24 protein-coding genes are annotated in these 19,658 nt (G+C 58.5%); 4 read left to right on the top strand and 20 right to left on the bottom strand.

All coding sequences use genetic code 11. From position 1 onward, the window contains the following. From NFS22_RS20930 to NFS22_RS20990, 13 genes are all read right to left on the bottom strand, one after another. The coding region (locus NFS22_RS20930) for a terminase small subunit (RefSeq protein ID WP_251319634.1) at positions 1–407 on the bottom strand (407 nt) is incomplete at its 3' end. Positions 408–588: 181 nt separating this feature from the next. Continuing rightward, positions 589–981 carry a hypothetical protein gene (locus NFS22_RS20935; RefSeq protein ID WP_251319635.1) on the bottom strand — a complete coding sequence of 131 codons (393 nt, stop codon included), beginning with the start codon at positions 979–981 and terminating at the stop codon, positions 589–591. After that, positions 978–1,319 carry a hypothetical protein gene (locus NFS22_RS20940; protein ID WP_160233015.1) on the bottom strand — a complete coding sequence of 114 codons (342 nt, stop codon included), beginning with the start codon at positions 1,317–1,319 and terminating at the stop codon, positions 978–980. Before NFS22_RS20940 ends, NFS22_RS20935 begins: the two co-directional genes overlap by 4 nt. After that, a complete protein-coding gene (locus tag NFS22_RS20945) occupies positions 1,316–2,719 on the bottom strand; it encodes a DEAD/DEAH box helicase (RefSeq protein WP_251319636.1) in 1,404 nt (467 codons plus the stop codon). The genes NFS22_RS20940 and NFS22_RS20945 overlap by 4 nt, the downstream gene beginning before the upstream one ends. Next, positions 2,700–2,996: a PDDEXK family nuclease gene (locus NFS22_RS20950; protein ID WP_160233013.1), complete on the bottom strand. Its 297-nt coding sequence runs from the start codon at positions 2,994–2,996 to the stop codon at positions 2,700–2,702. The genes NFS22_RS20945 and NFS22_RS20950 overlap by 20 nt, the downstream gene beginning before the upstream one ends. A 255-nt stretch (positions 2,997–3,251) precedes the next feature. Then, positions 3,252–5,648 (bottom strand): virulence-associated E family protein, encoded by a 2,397-nt coding sequence (locus NFS22_RS20955; RefSeq protein WP_160233012.1) that lies wholly within the window; start codon positions 5,646–5,648, stop codon positions 3,252–3,254. A gap of 24 nt (positions 5,649–5,672) precedes the next feature. Beyond that, on the bottom strand, positions 5,673–6,188 hold the full coding sequence (locus tag NFS22_RS20960; protein ID WP_251319637.1) for a hypothetical protein: 516 nt from the start codon (positions 6,186–6,188) through the stop codon (positions 5,673–5,675). Next, positions 6,185–6,400: a hypothetical protein gene (locus tag NFS22_RS20965; protein ID WP_160233011.1), complete on the bottom strand. Its 216-nt coding sequence runs from the start codon at positions 6,398–6,400 to the stop codon at positions 6,185–6,187. The genes NFS22_RS20960 and NFS22_RS20965 overlap by 4 nt, the downstream gene beginning before the upstream one ends. After that, complete coding sequence (locus tag NFS22_RS20970; RefSeq protein ID WP_160233010.1) at positions 6,393–6,587, bottom strand: hypothetical protein; 195 nt, start codon at positions 6,585–6,587, stop codon at positions 6,393–6,395. Before NFS22_RS20970 ends, NFS22_RS20965 begins: the two co-directional genes overlap by 8 nt. Positions 6,588–6,592: 5 nt before the next feature. Further along, entirely contained in the window at positions 6,593–7,138 is a 546-nt protein-coding gene (locus tag NFS22_RS20975; RefSeq protein WP_251319638.1) for a sugar-phospahte nucleotidyltransferase, read from the bottom strand. Further along, complete coding sequence (locus NFS22_RS20980; protein WP_251319639.1) at positions 7,135–7,320, bottom strand: hypothetical protein; 186 nt, start codon at positions 7,318–7,320, stop codon at positions 7,135–7,137. Before NFS22_RS20980 ends, NFS22_RS20975 begins: the two co-directional genes overlap by 4 nt. 470 nt (positions 7,321–7,790) lie before the next feature. Continuing rightward, positions 7,791–8,036 (bottom strand): helix-turn-helix domain-containing protein, encoded by a 246-nt coding sequence (locus tag NFS22_RS20985; RefSeq protein ID WP_160233260.1) that lies wholly within the window; start codon positions 8,034–8,036, stop codon positions 7,791–7,793. A 50-nt stretch (positions 8,037–8,086) separates the two neighbouring features. Beyond that, complete coding sequence (locus tag NFS22_RS20990; protein ID WP_160233261.1) at positions 8,087–8,659, bottom strand: hypothetical protein; 573 nt, start codon at positions 8,657–8,659, stop codon at positions 8,087–8,089. Between the two features lie 197 nt (positions 8,660–8,856). Here NFS22_RS20990 and NFS22_RS20995 point away from each other — a divergent pair, with 197 nt between their 5' ends. Next, the gene (locus tag NFS22_RS20995; protein WP_251319640.1) at positions 8,857–9,219 is read left to right on the top strand and encodes a BlaI/MecI/CopY family transcriptional regulator; all 363 of its coding nucleotides are present in this window, start codon (positions 8,857–8,859) and stop codon (positions 9,217–9,219) included. Between the two features lie 10 nt (positions 9,220–9,229). Then, complete coding sequence (locus NFS22_RS21000) at positions 9,230–11,476, top strand: M23/M56 family metallopeptidase (protein WP_251319641.1); 2,247 nt, start codon at positions 9,230–9,232, stop codon at positions 11,474–11,476. A gap of 237 nt (positions 11,477–11,713) precedes the next feature. On the opposite strand, the gene NFS22_RS21005 is transcribed toward NFS22_RS21000, so the two are convergent. Then, a complete protein-coding gene (locus tag NFS22_RS21005; RefSeq protein ID WP_251319642.1) occupies positions 11,714–13,447 on the bottom strand; it encodes a DUF342 domain-containing protein in 1,734 nt (577 codons plus the stop codon). Between the two features lie 487 nt (positions 13,448–13,934). On the opposite strand from NFS22_RS21005, the gene NFS22_RS21010 reads away from it, so the two are divergent. After that, a complete protein-coding gene (locus NFS22_RS21010) occupies positions 13,935–14,396 on the top strand; it encodes a hypothetical protein (RefSeq protein ID WP_251319643.1) in 462 nt (153 codons plus the stop codon). A gap of 42 nt (positions 14,397–14,438) precedes the next feature. On the opposite strand, the gene NFS22_RS24180 is transcribed toward NFS22_RS21010, so the two are convergent. From NFS22_RS24180 to NFS22_RS21030, 4 genes are all read right to left on the bottom strand, one after another. After that, complete coding sequence (locus tag NFS22_RS24180; protein ID WP_420908899.1) at positions 14,439–14,570, bottom strand: hypothetical protein; 132 nt, start codon at positions 14,568–14,570, stop codon at positions 14,439–14,441. Continuing rightward, positions 14,516–15,310 (bottom strand): GH36-type glycosyl hydrolase domain-containing protein, encoded by a 795-nt coding sequence (locus tag NFS22_RS21015; protein ID WP_338148049.1) that lies wholly within the window; start codon positions 15,308–15,310, stop codon positions 14,516–14,518. Before NFS22_RS21015 ends, NFS22_RS24180 begins: the two co-directional genes overlap by 55 nt. After that, entirely contained in the window at positions 15,240–15,440 is a 201-nt protein-coding gene (locus tag NFS22_RS21025) for a hypothetical protein (RefSeq protein WP_338148050.1), read from the bottom strand. Before NFS22_RS21025 ends, NFS22_RS21015 begins: the two co-directional genes overlap by 71 nt. A gap of 240 nt (positions 15,441–15,680) precedes the next feature. After that, positions 15,681–16,430, bottom strand: a complete 750-nt coding sequence (locus NFS22_RS21030) for a copper homeostasis protein CutC (protein ID WP_251319644.1) — start codon at positions 16,428–16,430, stop codon at positions 15,681–15,683. 466 nt (positions 16,431–16,896) lie between these two features. Between NFS22_RS21030 and NFS22_RS21035 the strand changes: the two genes are divergently transcribed. Beyond that, positions 16,897–18,567, top strand: a complete 1,671-nt coding sequence (locus NFS22_RS21035) for a methyl-accepting chemotaxis protein (RefSeq protein ID WP_251319645.1) — start codon at positions 16,897–16,899, stop codon at positions 18,565–18,567. A gap of 192 nt (positions 18,568–18,759) precedes the next feature. Here NFS22_RS21035 and NFS22_RS21040 read toward each other — a convergent pair whose 3' ends face one another. Then, positions 18,760–19,188: a sporulation initiation factor Spo0A C-terminal domain-containing protein gene (locus NFS22_RS21040; protein ID WP_251319646.1), complete on the bottom strand. Its 429-nt coding sequence runs from the start codon at positions 19,186–19,188 to the stop codon at positions 18,760–18,762. A 24-nt stretch (positions 19,189–19,212) separates the two neighbouring features. Next, the coding region (locus NFS22_RS21045) for a helix-turn-helix domain-containing protein (protein WP_251319647.1) at positions 19,213–19,658 on the bottom strand (446 nt) is incomplete at its 5' end.

The raw sequence follows: 19,658 nt of genomic DNA on the forward strand, positions 1-19,658 counted from the left end.
TTGCCCAGCAGCTCCAGGGCCCTCACCTTGTCATGCAGCTTTATCTCAATGCCCAGTTGGCTGTACTTGATACCGGCAATGGCAGGGAGCTTGTTCTTTGGCACCTCACTGGTGGCCTTTACGCAAAGGAGCCCGGCCCCGGTGACCGTTACAAAATCCGTTCCGTTGGCAAAAGCGATGGACGCCAGCTCCTGCAACACCGCCTCCTGGGTGATTTCCAGCTTTCCCCTCAGCTTGTCCCGGCGTGCTTGAATGGCCGCAGAAACGTGAGTTTTATTGAGTAGTTCAATCGCTATCCTGGACGCACTCTTTTCACTGTACCCCGCCCGCTTGGCGGCGGCGGTGGCGTTGAGGTCCACCAGGTACTCATCCACAAACCGCTCCTGCTTTGGTGTCAGCTTGGCCATTCTCACCACCCCAAATCAAAATAAATGACAGCGGCAAGGGTCCGGGTTTCATCTTCCATCACCTTGCCGCCGTCAACCAAGGAGGTGCTGCACCTTGAGGCATACACCCGCTTATACAGAATACCACAGACAAAGCGGACAAAACGGACAAATTGAATTTTGTTACACATTCGCCCCCGTGTCACCGTTCCAGATAGCGTTTCACGGCCTTGCGGCATCCGTCCTCCGTGTTCCCTCCGCCGATGCAGGCTGCCACCTGCCGCCAGGGCAATCCGCTGATAAAGCGATAGGTGAACACCTGCCGGAGAAAACTGTCATCAATGCCCGCTATGTAACGCTCCAAACGGCTCCGCTCATAAAGGCATTGCTGGTGCTTGGCCTCAATGATGCCCCGCAGGTCAGCGATTTCCGCCGCACATTCCCCCACCTTGTCCACCACGCCGGTGCCGTGAGGCATCCCGGTGATGACCTGAGCCCCCGGCAGGGCCCTGGCCTCAAGCTCACGGAGGCGGCGCTGGTCCATTTCAATCTCCCGGTTGAAATAGTAAAGCTGGGACAGCTCCTTTAGGGTCATTCCTCCGCCTCCTCACCTTTCCAGACAGGCTTGCACTCACCCGTGCCGAAAGTGCACTTGCAGGCGCACACCTTGCAGGCATCGCCGCCCGCCATGACAAAATGCAGGTCATCAAGGGCCCGGCGGAGCATGGCGTTGACGCCACCCAGCTTGTCCTCAGCGATGTGGGCCCGCTCCACGGCCTGCTGGATGTCCTGGGCGGACGGCGCAGACGCCAGCCGCTCCTCCAGTTGGTCAGCCCTCAGCAGGTCCGCCTCATGCTGGACGGTCAGCCGGGCGTTTTCCCGGATGAGCTCATCGGTGAAAATCGTTTCCTTATCCATCACAATACTGCTCATTTTGTTGTTTCCTCCTTGATTTTCTTAATTCTGGCCTTTAGGGCCCGCATGACCGCCTCATGGGTGTCCGCCCGGTCCCGTATCGTTTCCATGACATCCTCATCCTCGCAGTCCTGGACCACCAGGTAATGCACGAAAACCTTGTCAAAGGGGGAGCCCTGGCGGTATAGGCGGCAATTTCCCTGGTCATTCAGTTCAAAGGACCAGTTGAGGCCATACCACACCACATGACGGCCCCCGGCCTGGAGATTTAGACCATAGGCGCAGCTTGCCGGGTGCACCAGCAGCACGTCCACCTCCCCGTTGTTCCAGGCGTCCTCATCCTCCGTGCCCTTGTAGACCCTCACCCGCAGCTTGTCCCGGCGGCCCTTGTTGTACCTCTCCAGCCGCTCCAGGATGCGGTCCTTGTCGTGCTGGTAGCCGTAGAACGTCAAACAATGCTCCCCGTCAAACTGCTCCAGCAGCTCCACATAGGCGTCCAGCTTGCAATCATGGACCGGGACCACCTTGCCATCGTTGTTGTAGACGGCCCCGTTGCAATACTGCAAAAGTTTCCCCACCAGCACCCCAGCGGTGCCCGCCGTGATGATGTCCTCATCCACCTCCAGCAGCAGGTCTCGCTCAAATTGGTCATAGTCCCGCTTGGCCTTGGCATCCAGCATCACCGGGATTTCATGCTGGATGAAGTCCGGCAGTTGCAGGTAGTCCTCCGCTTTCATGGAAATGCAGATGTCAGAAATGGCCGCCAGCACGGCGCTCTCCGCTCCGTCCTTGGCCTTGTAGCTGAAAATCTGGGTCCGGCTCCGCTGGTCCGGGTCAAAGTATCGCTCCCGGTAGGCGCTCAGGGTAGGCCCCAGACGCTCACCACCGTCCAGGAGATACACCTGGGCCCACAGGTCAATGAGGCCCTTGGAGGACGGCGTGCCGGTCAGCAGGACCATCCGCTTGATGAAACGGCGGACCCGCCGCATGGCCTTAAAGCGCTTGCTCTGGGAGTTCTTAAAGCTGGTACTCTCATCCAGGACCACCATGTCAAAGGGCCAGGCCTGCTGGTAGTAGTCCACCAGCCACTCCACATTTTCCCGGTTGATGACGTAGATGTCCGCCGGGGTGCTGAGGGCCTTTATGCGCTTGGACGTGCTCCCCAGCACCGTGGAGATGCGCAGGTGTTGCAGGTGGTCCCACCGTGCCGCCTCCTTTTGCCAGGTGGCCTCCGCCACCTTTTTGGGGGCCACCACCAGCACCTTGGACACCTGCCAGCGGAAATACTTGAGGATGTTGACGGCGGAAAGCGTGATGCTGGTTTTGCCCAGGCCGGGCCGCAGGAACAAACCAACGGCGGAGAGGTCCGTCACAAGCTGGATGCAATAGGCCTGGTAGTTATGCGGTATGTACTGCATCCCCAAAAACCTCCCTCAAAAAATCTTTCACGGCGTCCATCCCAAAAAGCACCCGGACATCCGCCCCCCGTTTCTCCAGTTCGCTCCGCTGCCATTTCTGCACCTTGGCCAGCCTCCCGATTTCCGTTTTGAGCTCCACATAAATGGTCTTTCCGGCTGGGGTGATGACGATGCGGTCAGGCACACCAGGATTGCCGGGAGAAACAAACTTGAAACACAGGCCGCCGTGCTCTTTCACCTTGCGGACCATGTAGCTCTCAATTTGACTTTCTTTCACGCTTTCGCCTCCTTGTAGTAACATTCAGCGTTTTTCTATACTTTTATACGCATCAGGCGATTTAGGCGGTCTATATACTCTCTAAATCCTCTGTTTTACGGTTAATAGGAAATGAATGTTACAATGTTACAAAATGCCTCAAAGCCTTGCGCCGCAAGGGTTTGAGCCGTAACATTGACTGTAACATTCAGCGTAACATGTTACGGGGTCCGTGTAACATTCAGCGGCCAATGTTACACGATGTTACAGGCAATGTTACACGGTTTTTCTAAAGCCACGCTGTACTCCGCAGTAGCCGCAGCGCATGGCCTTGGTGGACTTTTCCCACCCGGCGGCGGCCTCAAGGATGCTGTTGATTTCCGCCGTGTCACTGTATCGCATATCCTTTTGCCTGCCGTCCAGGGCCTCACACCACACCTCAAGGGCACACACCCGGTCACGGTCCACCAGCTTGATGTCACCCTGCACGGAGCCCGCCCAAAACATCCGGCGGCGGTCCAGGGGCCAGCTCTGCCAGTCCTCCGGCACCTGGCGGCTCAGGAAGTCCATGATGATGCCCTCACGGGCGCTGACTTCCCGGTGTTCCTCCTGCTTGACCTTGGCGGCCTCCTCCAGCTCCCCGCTGAGGTATAGGGGCTCCCCCAGTTGCCAGCGGACCTTGGCCTCCGCCCAGAGCTGGTCAATCTCACCGGGCAAGTCCGTCCAGACGCCCTTGGTGACCGGGGCCACCCCCACGTCCACCGGCCAAAAGCGGCGGTTTCCCGTGCGGTCCTGTAAAAAGTCCTTGGTGTTGGTGGTGCCGAAAAAGACACAGCACCGGGGCAGCTCCTTGACGTGGCGGCCATAGGCGGCCCGGAAACGGTCCGTCCGCAGGCTCAAAAACTGCTTGATGCGGGCCACGTCCGTGCGCCGGAAAGCGTCAAGCTCCGATATTTCCACCAGCCACACCCCCTGCAAGAGCTCAGAGGCCTCCTTGCCCTCAAAGGTGCGGATGCTGTCATTAAACCAGCCCCGGCTCATCTTATCCAGCAGGGTGCTCTTGCCCAGGCCCTGGGGCCCGGCCAGGATGAGCATATTGTCATACTTGCTGCCGGGTATCATGGCACGGGTCACGGCGGCGGTAAACGCCTTGCGGGTCACCGCCCTGGTGTATGGGGTATCAGCGGCCCCCAGGTAGTCAATGAAAAGGGTGTCAAGCCGGGGCACCCCGTCCCAGGCCAGACCGCTCAAAAAGTCCTGCACCTCATTAAAGGCGTGGGCGGTGGCGTGGAGGGAGAGGGCCCCGTCAATCTTCCCGTTGCCGGTGATGTGGTGGTATCGCTCCATGTACCAATAAAGGCCCTCATTGTCATTGTCATCCCAGAGGCGGCGGACCGTGCGGGCGTCCCATGGGAGGGCCCCCAGGACCTCACCCCGGCCCGCAAAGCGGTTGAGGGCAAAGCGGCCTTTTAGGAGAGGGTCATGCTCCAGGATAATCCACACGTTGTCAATGGTGGCCTTGGGGAGCCCCGTCTGGGTGTTCAAGGCCAGCAGGGTCATCCAGTTGGCGGGGTCCTCATCATTGTCCCCGGCCACGCCCTCAAAGTCCTGCACGGCCTCCTGGTAGCGCTCCTGGCTCATGAGGGCGGCCACACCGGCGTCCTGCACGGCCAGCTCACACATGGCCACATAGGAGGGCAGGCGGTTGGTGGGCGTCCCCGGCTGGGCCTCATCGTCCTTGTCCCCAAAGCGATGCAGGCGCACAAGGTCAAAGGCGTTGACCAGCCGGTTGGAGCAGGGGTCCGTGGCGTGGTGGCTATACAGAAATTTGCCGTTGTCATAGACCACGGCCCCGCCGGTGGTGGAGCCGCCCAGGTAGGTGTAGCGGCCCGGCATATTGTCCACGGGCTCATACATTCCGGGGATGAGCTCATCCATGGCCCGGAAAACGTCATAGGTGCGGCAGAAAGCCCCCACCACGCCCTTTTTGCCCTCCGGGTCACCCTGCTTGACGGCCAGCTTGGGGAGGCTCACAGCGCCCGGCACTTGCGGCCAGAGGGCACAGTCACGCCAGTCCTCATATTTGGCCAGCAGGCCATTGGCGGAGATGAGGGGCCGGTCCTGCCAGAGATAAATATATTGGCTGTCAGCGCAGCAGGAGGGCCAATACATGAGCCGGGACACCTCAAAGGTGGTGGGGTCCATGAGCTCCATGCCTATAAACTCCGCCGCTTTGCGGGCCAGGGGCTCATACTCGTCCGCTGACACGGTACGGTCAAGGGGCAGCAGGACCCGGAGCCGGGGGGCCGCCGGGCTGTGTTTCCGGGTGGAATAGATGCAATAGCCGCAGCCCAGGCCATCCACCCGGCGCAGTACGTCCTCCGTGCCGCCGGCGGGGATGTTGTCCAGGTCCAGGGTCAGGATGTCCCGCCCGGTCACGGCGTTGGCCTTGCGGCGGGGGCCGGAGAGGGTCCCCGCCATAAAGCCGCCCACGTCCTTGAGGTCATCCTGCTGGGCCTTTTTCATATTCAGATATTCCGCCAGGGGCTCCGTGCCTCTGGCCGGGGTCCGGAGCCGGGCCCACAGCTCAGAAATGAGCATGGTCTGAGGCGTCCAGTTCATGGCCCGCCGGTTGTTTCCGGCGGAGATTGTTATTTTGCGGTCATATTGCATGGAGGGTTACTCCTTTTCGTGGTCTTACAACTTATGGCGGTATAGCTTTAGCTTTCGGCGGCCTATATCGTATTCAAACTTTACGCCATGCTGGAGCCCCAAAAGAAACGGCCTATTTTTCCAATTCCCTCTTGAGGCTACGCTGACTATTCCCCAGCATCCGAAGTCCTCACACCATACGGGCTCCCCGTCCATTTTCCGCAGCTCTGCCAGGGTCAGGGGCTCATTGGGCACGGGGGCAAGCACCGCCCGGTCATCCCAGTATTCGGTGGCCCCCACCTTGCGGGGCCGGGTGCCATAGGCCTCAATCCAGTCCGGCAGGCTCTCATTGATGGCGTCAAAGGTCAGGCCCCAGCCTTTGCAGGCGTCCACGGCGGCCTGGAGCAGCGTGCCCTCCCGGCATGTCCAGAGAATGAGCCCGGCCCCGGCGGTCTGCCGTTCCTTGGCCTTGGCAATCACGGCCCAGTTGGGAGCTCCGATGCCGGGGTATGCGTTCACACACAGGCAGCCGTCAAAGTCAATGGCAATGGCGTCCCTCACCGAAAGCACCTCCCCGTCCTTTTGTCCCGGAGCTCAATGCGGGCCAGCAGCTCAAAGCCGCTTTCCGCTATGATGTACTTGAGGACTTTGATGAGGAAATTGACCTTTCCGTCCAGCTCCGCCTCCTCACGGATGATGGGCTTTAATGCGTGGTAGGCCGTGGGGTCCGGGTAGCCGCTGGCGTTGAGAAAAGGGTTTTTGTTGTCAGGCATCATGGGCCTCCTTTACGGCTCTCTGGGCCCACTTCACGCCGGGGTCCTTGTCGGTGAGGACCCGCCCGCTGGCGCACTTGACGCACTTGATGCGCCAGTGTCCGGCGTGGCGCTCAAAGTGGCCATAGCCGGGCGGGGTCCAGGTCCCGCAGCAGTAGCAGCGGCCAGGGTATTTGTTTCTTGCCATTTGGGTCACCTCTTTGCGATTTCTTCAAAAACAATGGTTTTGGGCAGGATGCCCTTGCACACATAAACGCTGCTGAACGGAGGATTTAGGGAGGGGGCGGGGTCCTCATAGCTTTTGAAATAGGCCACCCGGCGGTTGAAATACATAATTTCAAAGTCGTGCGCTCTGAACATTTCAAACCGCCGCTGGCTTTCAAAGAGGCCCACCACCCCCACCAGCATGGCAAAGGGCTTGCCCAGGTCAAAAAGCCGTTCCAGCACCTCTCCCTTGAGGGAATAGGGCGGGTTGCTGATTATGTAGTCACAGGCCGGGGGCTCCGTGGAAAAGAAGTCCTTGCCGGTGGAGAGGTGCGTGGCGGTCACCTGGTAGCCAAACAAGCGGAAAATCCGCACGAAAAGGCTTTCCTCCGTGTCAAACGGGCACCATATAGAGATGGGCCGGTCTGAGTAAGGGGGGGGGAGATGCCGGAGCAGAGGGGTGATTGCATAGGCCGGGGTGTAAAACTCATCATTTTTGCTGTTGGCCACCTCCGCCACCTTAAAGCCGCTCACCGGCCCCTCCGGCAACGCCCGGCGTCCTCATTGGGCACCCAGTCCTCCACCACGATGACCGGCTCACCGGGGCCCTTGTCACAGATAAAGTCACCCTCCCCGATATAGACACAGTGGTCACACATCCCAGGGTCACACATCCAGGGCTTGTCCCGGTGCTGGTATTTCTTGCGCTTTTTCATGTTCGGCCTCCTCTTTCATAAAGCGTTCTCCCAGCTCGAACACACCACGGGGCTGGCCTTTATAAAAGCCTTTCATGGGACGTTCTAACTGGCGTTGTAGGTCTTTGAGCTTTTCCCAGTACAAAGGGAGATATTTGCGGATGTTTCGCAGTTCTTTGAGGTTTTTATTACAACAGCACCAACAGGAAACACGGTCCAGGATGTCATATAGACGGACAACACCAGCACCGCCATCTTCCTCCCAAAAGTAGCCCGCCGCATAGCACAGCTCCAGACAGGCGGCCTCTGTCAGCTTGTAGCTGGCAAGAGGGAAGATTTTATAGGGCTTTCGTTCTTTTTTGAGCCGGTCATGTTCGTCTGCCGCTATGCCAACATACACCTTTGCGCCAATGCTTTCTGCATATCGGTCAAGGGCTTTGAGCTTGCAGGTAGTCCCCCACCGGCAAAGGCCGCCACACCAGCCATATGCCTCAGCGGCAGCTCTGCGTTCCCCTCCGCTCAAGCTCCTGCTGCATGGTGAGCTGGGCCAGGTCGGCGTCATACTTGAGGCGCTGGTCCGGGAGCCGGTCCCCCGTGCGGCCCCGCCGCAATTCGGTATAGACCGTGGAGAGGGGCACCTTTAAGGCCGCCGCCAGGTCCTTGACCGTGTTGCCGTTTTCCCAAAGGGTCTGGAGGTCTTTCCGAGCTTGTAACGTGCGGAAAGCGTAGCCTGCCATGTGTTTCACCTCTTTTCATGTTGGATTGATGGCGTGGCGTCCGGGGGCCCTTAATCGGGCTCCCGGAGGGCAACATAGCCCTGGACAATGAAGTGGCCGCCGTTCTCGCCGTTCTTCCCGTGGGCATAGTGGTCAATGCTGATGCCCTGGATGGTGCCCCAGCGGATGCCCTGGGCCTCACAGTAGCTGGCGATGAGGTCACCGGCCAGCCAGCTCTCACCCCGCTTGAGGCCGTCATAGACCTTGCGCATGGTGTCATTTGCAATGTAGCGGTCACCGTCCACGCAAAGGGTGATGAGGGTGAATTGCCGGTTGTCATAGAGGGGGCTGATGGTCTGGCCCAGAGCCTTGGCGGCGTGCATCGCCTCCGCACCCGCCTGGACGTTGTCCTCCGCCTTGGCGGGCTCCTCAATCCAGATGTTGACCGTGGCAAGGTGGGAGCTGTCCAGGTTGACCTCCAGGCGGTTGCCCAGGTCGCAGATGTAGTCATAGTAGTGACCCTCAGCGGTGCTCCGATAGATGGGGTATCCCGCCCGGTCGCTGCTGCCCAGGTCCTGCTCATAGTCGGTGGGGAAAATCTCATTGACCTTGTTCCAGGCCTCCTGCTTGCTGGTAACTTTCATTTTTTGGCCCTCCTTGACGGTTTTCTTTGGATTAAGGAATAAAAAAAATTAGCTTGCTGGCCCCTTTCGGGTGCCTGCAAACTAATCATAGGGGGTGCCAAATTTTTTAGACTACTGAAATAGTCTTGACAGGACGGGACTATTGTGGTAGTATACATATAAACTATTGCGATAGTCTGAACAAGGAGGAGTACATCATGGAGCCGAAGCTGTTCGATTCCGAGCGCAGGGTGATGGAGGTGCTGTGGGAGGCGGACGCGCCCCTCACCGCCAAAGAGATCGCCGCAAAGCTGAGCGACAGGGTGGGCTGGAACAAAAACACCACCTACACTGTTATCAAAAAGTGTGTTGACAAGGGGGCCGTTGAGCGCCGGGAGCCCAACTTCCAGTGTGTTCCTCTGGTCCGCCGGGAGGAGGCCCAGGCCGCCGCCGCCGCCGAGCTGGTGGAAAAGGTGTTTGACGGCTCAGCCAGTATGCTGTTTGCCTCGCTGCTCAGCGGCAAGCGGCTGCCCCCGGAGGAGGTCCGGCGTCTCCGGGCGCTGATTGACGAGCTGGAGTGAGGTGGCCGCCATGAACATTTTGGAAATGAGCGCCGGGGGCGGGGTACTGATTGCCGCTATCCTGGCAGTGCGGCGGTATCTGCTGCACCGGGTGCCCAAGTGGACATTTCTGCTGCTGTGGGGGGCGGCGCTGTGCCGCCTGCTGATTCCGGCTGCCCTCCCGTCGCCCATCAGTGTGTACACCGGGGCGGCGTGGGTTGGAGAGATGATCCGTCCGGCGGAGACGGAGCAGACACCGGTTCTGTCCCCCGCTCCCAATGCCCCAACCGACTGGGAAGACCACCCCTTTGATGCCCCGGAGCACCTCTGGGAGGAGAGCTGGACGCTCCCTGCGGTTGTCTCTGAGCAGGAGATGGAGGCAAGAGTCATCTCCCCGATTGCCGCTGTGTACTGGACGGGCGCAGCCCTGAGCGTGCTGTTTTTTACCGCCGCCTACCTGTGGGCCCTGCGCCGGTTCTGGGACGCGGTCCCGGCGGAGGATGACTTTCTCCTCCGCTGGCAGAGGGAGCACCCCACCCTGTTTCCCGTGCAAATTAGAGTGAGCCAGGCGGTGAGCGCCCCCATGGCCTACGGGCTGCTGCGCCCTGTAATTTTGCTGCCTGAGGACACCGACTGGTCCGATCAGAACCAGCTGAGCTGTATTCTTACCCATGAGTATGTCCACATCCGCCGGGGCGACCTGTTCTGGAAGCTGCTGCTGACAGCCGCCCTGTGCATCCACTGGTTCAACCCCCTGGTGTGGGCCATGTATTTCCTGGCCAACCGGGACCTGGAACTGGCCTGTGACGAGCGGGTGATCCGTATTCTGGGGCTGGAAAACCGAAGAAATTATGCCTATGCCCTTCTTGCGGCGGCGGAGAGCAAATTTTCTCCGTTTTGTATCACCTATACCACAAAAAATCATATGGAAGAAAGGATTCGCGCCATTATGAAGATGAAAAAGAAGTCCGTGGCGGCCATTCTCACCGCCGTGATGCTGGTGACCGGCGTGACAGCTGTGTTTGCCACCTCCAGAGCCCCGGAGTCTGAGCGCATGGAGAAGCTGCCCCAGGCCGTCGTGTCCGACGGGGTTCCCCAGCCGGCTCCCGCGCCGGTGGAGGGCCAGCCCCAAGGGGACAGCCCGGCGGCTGTTCCCAGCGAGGCCGGCTTGCTCTGGCCCCTGCCCCAGGAATATCGGGAGATTTCCTATCCCTTTACAGAGCGGACTGTACACCCTGTGACCGGCGAGGTCAAGGACCATCCGGGCATTGATATTGCCGCCCCCAAAGGTACCAGCGTCTATGCGGCCAAGAGCGGCACGGTAACCCGGTCAGAGCTGGACTCCACTTACGGCAGCCTGGTGGAGCTCTCCCACAGCGACAGTACCAGCACCCTCTACGCCCACCTGGACCGGCGGGATGTTGAAGTGGGGCAGACGGTGAAGCAGGGGGAGACCATCGGTGCCGTAGGAGCCACCGGAAAGGCTACCGGCCCAGTTCTTCACTTTGCCATCCTGATGGACGGCAGTCCAGTGGACCCGGCCATGCAGTTTGAGCCTTCTGTCAGGCCGGCTGCGGACAATGCCCCGGCAGCCCGGAATGACAGCTCCGAACTCCAAACATCCACATCTCAGGAGCCTGCGCCGGCCGCTCTGGAAAACCGTTGGGGCGTGCCGGAAGGTGAGATTCCTCAGTGGACGGAATTTACCGTGGACAGCTTTGAGGACGGGGATAAGCTGGGGAAGTATCTGGAAGCTGCACACAGCCTGTATCCAGGTGACTATGTGTCCGGCAGGATAAACGGAACCCGCTATATTGTGCAGATCACCTACATGGAGAGAGAAATCCGGGAGCGTTTGCCTGACGGCGTCTACCCTGTGAACACCAAGGGGGAGACCTATGGAACCGCCATGGACAATATTGTTGTTGGATATGACCCGGATCTGGTGCTGGTTGTGGCCACCAACGGAAAAGAGGGATATGCAGTCAAGGACGACCTGAGCTTTGGAGGCTATCCCGGCGAGGTGAACAACCCGGATGACGCGTTAGCCTATATGGAGTGGCTGAAGACACAGCCTGAGACCATCCTGATCCCGGTTTACGACGCAAACCATGACAGCGTGATTGGTTACTTTGGACTGAGCAACGGCGGAAGCGGCATCACTCCCGAGGAAGAGCTGAAAATGGTGGAGGACCAGATGCGCCGGAACATGGGCCTGAGCGAGGAGGAGATTGCCAGGGAGCTGGAAGCGTTGAAGCAGTCCAGACGCTGGAACTGACCGCAATAAGATACATTACCTATATAGCAAATGTCAAAAAAACTGCGGGTTAGCCTGTGGCGCTAAAATGGCTATGGCTTTTGCCTTTTATCTACGGTTTCCTTTACACTTATTCTGCCAAAAATCGAATTCTGTAGGTCGCCCACCCAAGGCTGACTAAAAACGCAGGGACTTGGACCAACTGGTCCAAGTCCCTGCGTTGTGTCAGTATAACACGGATGGTTGCCTTTTGCTCCGCTACATCACAACGATCTCGCCGTTAACCAGCTTGGCGACACACTGGCGGGTCTCATTTCGCAGGCGGAAGGTCTGATCCCCAAAGGTGATGTCCACTCCGGGGTAGGCGATGCCGCACTCCATGCGTCCGGAGCTTCGCTTAGGGGCCTTGTCCGCCGGGTTTGGACTGCCCTCCGGATTACTGTCCTCCAGCTGCTTCAGTTTGATCTCCGCCGCAGAGGCGCGAATCTTGAGCCGGCCCATCTGGCCCGACTTGACCGGACTGTCCAACTGATTTTTCAGCTTCTCCCGCTCCGCCGCCACAGCCTGAAGCTCCTGCTGAAGGGTCTCACGCTCGAAGCTGACGCAGGGGCGGCCGCCCAGAATGATGGATGTGGGGCGCTCTGACGGTGAGCCGATGGCCTGGGCACTGACCAGCTTGGCCGCCCAGATCTGGCCGCCAGCGATGTCACCCCGACCGGAGCGGACCACAACTTGCCCGCCGCAGTACACCTGGCCGTTGACAATGCAGTCGGTTTGCAGGCTTTCCCGGACAAAAATGGTGGAATTTTCAATATACTTGGCGAAAACGCTCCGTTGGGAACGGATCACTGTACTCCCATCCCCCAGGATGCCCTTGGCCACAATCAAGTCGCCGCCGGCCTCCACTGTGCTGCCCGCCTCCACCGAGCCGTCCACATGGATACTGCCCTTGGCCCGGACGGTAAAGCCGCTGAGAATATCGCCTCTGATGGTCACATCCCCGTTAAAATTGATGTTGCCGGTGGAAAAATCCACATCGCCAGGAACATCCCACACCGGTTTCACATGGAAACAGTTTCCGCTGTACTCCAAATGTCCGTCAAGAGTGGAGAGCAGAGAGAGTCCGTCCTCGCTGACCTGCGTGTTCTTCCCCTTGGGCAGGGAGACCGCCCGCCCGCTTTTGGCGGAGATCTCCTGGTCCAGCACGGTGCGGCCCGGTTCGCCCTCTGTGGGAAGGATAAGGCGGCAGATCTCCTGTCCCTTTTCCACGCTGCGGACAAGGTTCAAGGAGGCGTAATCCACCTGGTCGTTCTCGTCCGGCTCCAGCAGCTGCTGGGTGGACCGGGGAAAACAATCTACGACCTTTCCGTTCTCGCCGTTAACAGCGGGCTTGCCTGTCGCAATAAGATGCAGTGTAAAATACCGGTCCTCCGCCTGACTGAGGTGCTGGAGCAGCTGGGTATCCACGCCCCAGCGGACACCCTGGTCTGCCAGCGCATGCTGGAGCATCTGTTCAGACAGCCCCTCGCCCTGTTCCACCGGGGGGAGTGCAAGCAGCCATGCATACAGGGACTCCGATGAGAGGAATATGTGGGCCCCTGCGTCCAGGGGCGGCGGGGGCTCCTGGCTCTTGGCGCCGGACGGGGCCTGGGCGGCCCTTTGGGCGGCGGACTCCCGGCGGGTGATCTCCTTCAGCCGGTCGCTGCATATCTTGTTCAAGGAGCCCCGGATCCTCCCCTTCTCCCGCTTCACGACCTCCGGCGGCAGCACGCCGTCCCGGTCCAGTCGGAGACTGGGGGCGGGCAGTTGTTCCATACTTGTTTCGTTGAGCTGATACAGCCGAAAGATGGGGTGCTCCTGTGGCAGGTCCAGCAGATCCGGATCCAGAATAACAGGGGGCGGCGCCGCAGGGCTTTCCGCCTCCGGTACGGCCTGAATGGGTTCTTTCTCTTCCTCCTTCTCCGACGCGGCGGGGTATAACAGAGATCTCAATTTGCTCCTGAGTGACATGTACACTGCACCTCCATTCCGTGGGCCTTCTGTCACTATTATACGAAACATTCCAGACATTTACAAGCCTTTTTTCCATATTGTTCAAAAATATATCAGTAAAAGTCGGGAAATTTTGCTCTGTTACCCTCTGTGTGAATAACGTCGAATAACCGCTTCCAAAGCTAAGCCTGTTTGAGGACTTTATTGAACTATTGAAACAGAACAACCAACTTGGCCGGCCAGGGCGTGTGCCTCTGGATGCTAACAGCATATTCGTGGTAGACGGCGCAAGCAGCGTGATAAAGTGACAGCTGCAAGGAAATTGAGGGATATAACGCTTGGACTCCACACCGCGCAGAGCTTTTCGCTGCTGTTTTTCCTGACTTCCCACCCCTGTATTTTAAAAATGTTTTCTCATTTCTCTTGACAAACGGCGGCGTATAAAATATGCAAAAAAGCGAAAACTGACGGGAAAGGGGAGAGAAACATGGAACTTTTTCAAGTGATCGAGGACAAAGAGGGAATTGAGCAGGCTATTTTATGCGCCCTGTCGTCCCGTGGGGCCGGACGGAAGACCCATATCAGCCAACAGCACCCCGCCCTGCTGGTGGTATCTCCGCGGGCGGCCACCCGGGGGATGAAGCTGCCCCGGCAGTGCCGCACGGCGCTGCTGCCAGGGGGGATGGGAGGCGTAGCTCCCCGGGCAGCCAGCGCGGTGAGCTACGGCGTGTCCCCCCGGGACAGCCTGACCATTTCCAGCCGGGAGGGGGACACCCTGTGGGCCGCCCTCCAACGGGAGCTGGTGACCGTGGACGGCCAGCTGGTGGAACGCCAGGAGTTCCCGTTGACGCTGGAGCCGGGAGCGGAGGAGTTGCCCGCCCTGGCCGCCGCCGGAGCGCTGCTGCTGCTGGGCGTCCCGCCGGAGGAGCTGGGGCCGTTGTCCAGCTGAACACTTTATGACCTGACAAATGCGGGACCACCAGAAGCATGTTTATTCGATATTCCGGCCCTCCAGGCCCAAAAAGGCCTCCATGCACCGGGCAATCTCCGCCGCGCGGCCGGCCGAGTCTATTTCGCAGAACACCCGCAGCAGCGGCTCGGTGCCCGAGAAGCGGCTGACCACCCAGCCGCCGCCCCGTGCCAGCCCTTGTAGCGCAGCAGATAGTAGTACAGCAGCACCAGAATCTTGTTGGGGTGAAGGAACTCTCCCCGGTCGTCAATAACCCCCAGGCGGTCGGCGTCGCCGTCGGTGGCAATGCCGATATCACAGCCGTTTTCCAGCACAAAGTTTTGCAGGCCGGTCAGGGTCTTGCTGTTGGGCGCGGGGAGACGGCCCCCGAAGAGGGCGTCCCGCCCCCCCTGGACAAAGACTTTTACCCCGTTGTACAGGGCGGGGTTGTGGCTGGCGGTAACCGCCATGCCGCAGGGCAGCTCATAATAGCGCACGGCAAACATAATCAGCGGCGTGGGGGCCTCCCGCTCCACTACCATACAGGGTACGCCCGCCCCCGCCATCACCTCAGCGGCCCAGTGGGCAGCCTCCCGGGAGAGAAACCGCCTGTCATAGCCCATCAGGAATCCCCGCTGGGCCACCCCCTCCTGCTTCATCTTCCAGGCCAGGGCTGCGGTGAGCAGCTGGACGTTGGCCTTGGTAAAACCGTCGCCGATAATTGCCCGCCAGCCGCCGGAGCCGGTCATAAAGGGGTGCCGGGCCCGGCCAAAGGCGGTGTGGTCGGAGCCCATGATAAACTGGCAGTAGGAGTATGGTTCGCTCTGACGTATCTCAATTTTATCATTTTGCGCCGCCGGGCTGCCAGGAGACAGACCAGTACTCCCCCGTCTCGTCGTCCCGGAGGTAGATATAGTGGCCGGGGCGGTCCATGGGCACGCCGTTGGGGCGGAACCGGGTAATCCGGTGGTGCTCCGGACTTTTGAAGAAGAGGTAGCCCCCTGCGGTGTGGTTGACCACGGCGCACAGCTCCTCCAACCCCAGATAGTTGGTTCAGGAGACGGGCACGTCCACACGGTCGATCACATACTCCCGCTTTTGCTGGTCAAAGTGGCCGTATTTCATAGTATTTTCCCCCCATCATGATGGTCACCCCTATCATACATCAAAACCGCCGCGGGAATCTATAGCAATCCATGCGTTCTTTTGCCGCTGACTGTCCAACAAAAATGGTCCAAACCTCTCCCTTTGGGAAAAGGTTCAAACCATATGGCTCTGCGCCCTTTAAAGGCTGTGTACAATTTGTGCGCAGGCCCGGAATTCCTCCTCATCCGTCCGCCAAAGCTCATACTCCGAAAGGGAGGGCAGGCCCATGGATACCCCGGCCTTGCGGTAGCGCATTGCGCTGTCAACAGCCCCTTTCCGCCCGGTGGTGTGAAAGCTCCGAATTCCGGTATGTGCGTGGATTGCGGCGATATTTTCCTTTTTGACGCCGCAGCCGGCCATAATGTCGATCCGCCCTGCCGCCTGGGCAACCAGCTGTTTCAGCAGCTGCGCCCCTTCCCCCGCGTTTTTCGTCTGGCCTGAGGTCAAGACCGTCCGACACCCCAGTCCGACGGCGTCCTCCAGCGCTTTTGCAGGGTCTCTTGTCATGTCAAAGGCCCGGTGAAGGGTGACGTCCAGCTCCCCGGCGCAGTCCATCAGCCGGCTTATGGCGTCCCGGTCCAGATTTCCATCCGGAGTGAGCACGCCGATTACCACGCCGTTGGCCCCCATGTCACGAAACCGGCGGATTTCTCCCCGCATCTCCTCCAGCTCCGCGTCTGAGTAGAGAAAATCTCCAAAACGGGGGCGGATCAGAACGTTGACCGGGATGGGGCAGTCTCTGTGCACCTGCTGAAACAGGCTCTGGGAGGGCGTTGTGCCGCCAATGGCCAGGTTGGCGCACAGCTCCAGCCGGTCTGCCCCGCCCCGGTACGCCGCCAGGCAGGAGGCGTAGGAGTCCACACAGCCTTCAATCAAAGGTTTTTTCACAAAAATTCCCCCTCTTTTCAGACGATATCCGCCGGTAAGCTTCTTCCTCTATTATAACATGGCAAATACGCCGCGTCCATTCAAAAAAATATCCGCTATTTGGAGCATTCTGATGGGGAGCGGGAGCGCTGAAAGTCAAGAGCCAGAAGGAAAAAACACCGAAACTCCATATAAAAATCACTTTTCTTTAAAAGTAAACTATGGTATACTGGCCGCATAGTCAATCGTCCGCCAGCTAACCCCTGTGTCAAGCCTTAACTGGTGGATCGAGCGGCTTTTATTCTGCTTATAGGCAAGCACACAGGGAAAGGAGAGACGAGGTGGGAATATAAGGGGGCTCCCGGGGTAAACCAGGGAGCTTTCGGTATCTATGTATGTTGACACAGCGCGCTGATGCGGCTGAGGACTGTTTTAAAACAAAAATCATAGGATTGTCAGAACTAAAAATACGTCAGGAGTGAAATATATGGCACCTATCGCACAAAGTGGAATCGAGAATCAAAAGATCAAGCGCATTGGCCGCAAGGTGGGAAACCTGGTTGCGGCAATGCTGGGCGTGAGCATCACTCTGGTTGTGATGCTGTGTGTGCTGATGTTTTACCGGCTCACCATGTCCATGATGCAAAATGAATGCGTAAGCGGCACAAACGTGCTGGCTTATGAGCTGTCAACCTATTCCGGCGACGAGGATAAAACGGCGCTTTTGGACGCCCTCAAAAAGGAAATGGGATGTGAGTTTACCATTTTCCACGGGGACGAGCGGGCCTATACCACCATCCAGCAAAACGGGCAGAGGGCCGTGGGTACCCGCCTGTCCAGCGATGTTGCGAAGATAGTGCTGGAGCAGGGGGAAAGCTATGTGGGGCGGGCTTCTATTTTGGGAGAAAATCATCTGTGCTCCTATGTCCCCACCTATGACGAAAACGGACAGATCAACGGCCTGATTTTTGCGGGAATCTCTATGTCGTCCGCCGCAAGGCAGATTGGGCTGACCGTTGTGCTGTCATGTGTGGCCGGTTTTGTGCTGATTATGATCGGTATTTTTATCATTGGCGCCTACATAAAAAGGGCGGTTTCCAACCCCCTCTTCCGCCTGACCATCCTGGCCCGGACGCTGGAGCAGGGAGATCTGGGGCTGAATCAGCACCAGACCATGATGGTGGGAATTGAGTCCAACGACGAAATCGGAATTTTGTCCAAATGCTTTGATAATACCATCAGCCGCCTGAGAAACTATATTGGGGAGATATCCAATATGCTGGAGGCCATTGCAGGCGGCGATCTGACGGCGCAGATCACCCAGGAATATGTGGGGGATTTCGCCTCGATCCGCACCTCTTTGAACGATATCCTCCAAAAGCTCAACGGTACCATTGGCCAGATTGTCACCAGCGCCGAGTATGTGTCCGGCGGGGCGGAGCAGATGTCCACCGCCGCACAGGCCCTCAGCCAGGGCTCCATGGAACAAAGCGGCGCCGTGGAGGGGCTGGAGGAGACCATACGGTCTGTGGCGGAGAGCGTCAAGCAGACTGCGGACAACGCCCAGCGGGCGCGGGAGCAGGTGGGCGGAATGGGCCGGCAGCTGGCCGAGGGCAATCAGAAGATGCAGGAAATGATTGCCGCCATGGGAGAAATTACCCACAGCTCCAATGAGATTGAAAAGATCATCAAGACGATTGAGGACATTGCCTTCCAGACCAATATCCTGGCCCTCAACGCCGCTGTGGAGGCGGCCCGGGCCGGCACGGCGGGGAAGGGCTTTGCCGTGGTCGCCGACGAGGTCCGCAACCTGGCCGCCAAGAGCGCGGAGGCCTCTCAGTCCACCTCGGCGCTGATTGGGCGCTCCATTTCCGCTGTGAATCAGGGGACGCAGATTGCAGACGCCACCGCCAGGCAGCTGGAAAATGTGGTAACCGGCGCCCACGGAATTGTGGAGACCATCAACGGGATCGCCGCCGACGCGCAGACGCAGGCGGGCGCGGTGGAGCAAATCCAGGATCAGATCGGGCAGATTGCCAGCGTTGTGCAGACCAACTCCTCCACCGCGGAGGAGAGCGCGGCCACCAGCCAGGAGCTGAACGCCCAGGCCAATGTGTTGAGACAGCTGGTCAAAACCTTCCGCCTGCGCAAGATGTAACCGCTGTTTTCCCTGAATGACACCCGAGATTGTTGACGCTGCCCCACGCGTATTTGGATATCTATGGCAATCATCAGATTTGCTGCCATATGTAGGGTCGGCGCAGGAATTTGAAGTTCGCTGTCATGACAAAATCCCTGACAGAGGCCATGGCCTCCGCCAGGGATTTGCGCAGCCGGTTCCACGCGCCCGCTAGGCGATTGGAACCGAAGAGGGCCCGCCGCTTCCGGCCTGGAGCTGAGGCAATGGGTCGTCCTCCTGGACGGCGGCCGGCTCATCCAATTCCTGGGCCGCCAGACGGCTGGAATTCAGGGAGGAGGCCAGAATCGCCAGCATTTGTGTGGTACGGGGCTTTTTGTCTAAATTCCTATGGGCCAAATGCTCCAACAGCGGTCGGTTTTCCTGCCAGATAATAACGCCTACGCTCCGGATGTTTCGCTCCACCGCTTTCCAGGTCGTTTTGTACTGCCTGGCCACCTCTGGGTACAACCATTTTGTCACCAGAAGCAGCCGGTCGGGCTGTTCTGCGCATAGGGAAACCGCGTAAGCGGTATAGAAAAAACCTGTATAATTCGCAGTTACGCCAAGCTGGTACAGTAAGTTGTAGATTTCAGCAGCCATCTTTTTTTCCTCCATTATCAATGTCTATGATATACTCTCGTTAAACAGATCCCTCGCATTAATGTTCAAACCAACGCTTACCTTCTCAATCGTATCTACTGTAGCCGCCTGTGCGCCACGCTCCATCTTGCCCCAGTATTCACTGCTGATCTTGCACCTTGCTGCAGCCTCCTCCTGGGTCAGACCTTGGCGTGTCCTGTGATATTTCAGGTTCATCCCAAATACTGCCCTCAGCACCTTCCTCTCCTCCGATATAGTAATCGTACCGGATTTTTCCGTTTTCGTACAGGAACGATAATCCTGTTTCTTCCTGAATTTTCCAATTCCACTCTCTTTTTTTGACTTTTTTTGACCCTTGAACATGAAAAAAGCTCCAATGTAAAACATTGGAGCCCAGCTTGTCGAAAAAGTCTGCCTACCGGCAGACTTTTTCATGTAAAGATGATAAAATAGGGAATAAGGGGTGAGGA

It is taken from the genome of Flintibacter muris (assembly GCF_943192995.1).
GTDB lineage: Bacteria > Bacillota > Clostridia > Oscillospirales > Oscillospiraceae > Lawsonibacter > Lawsonibacter muris.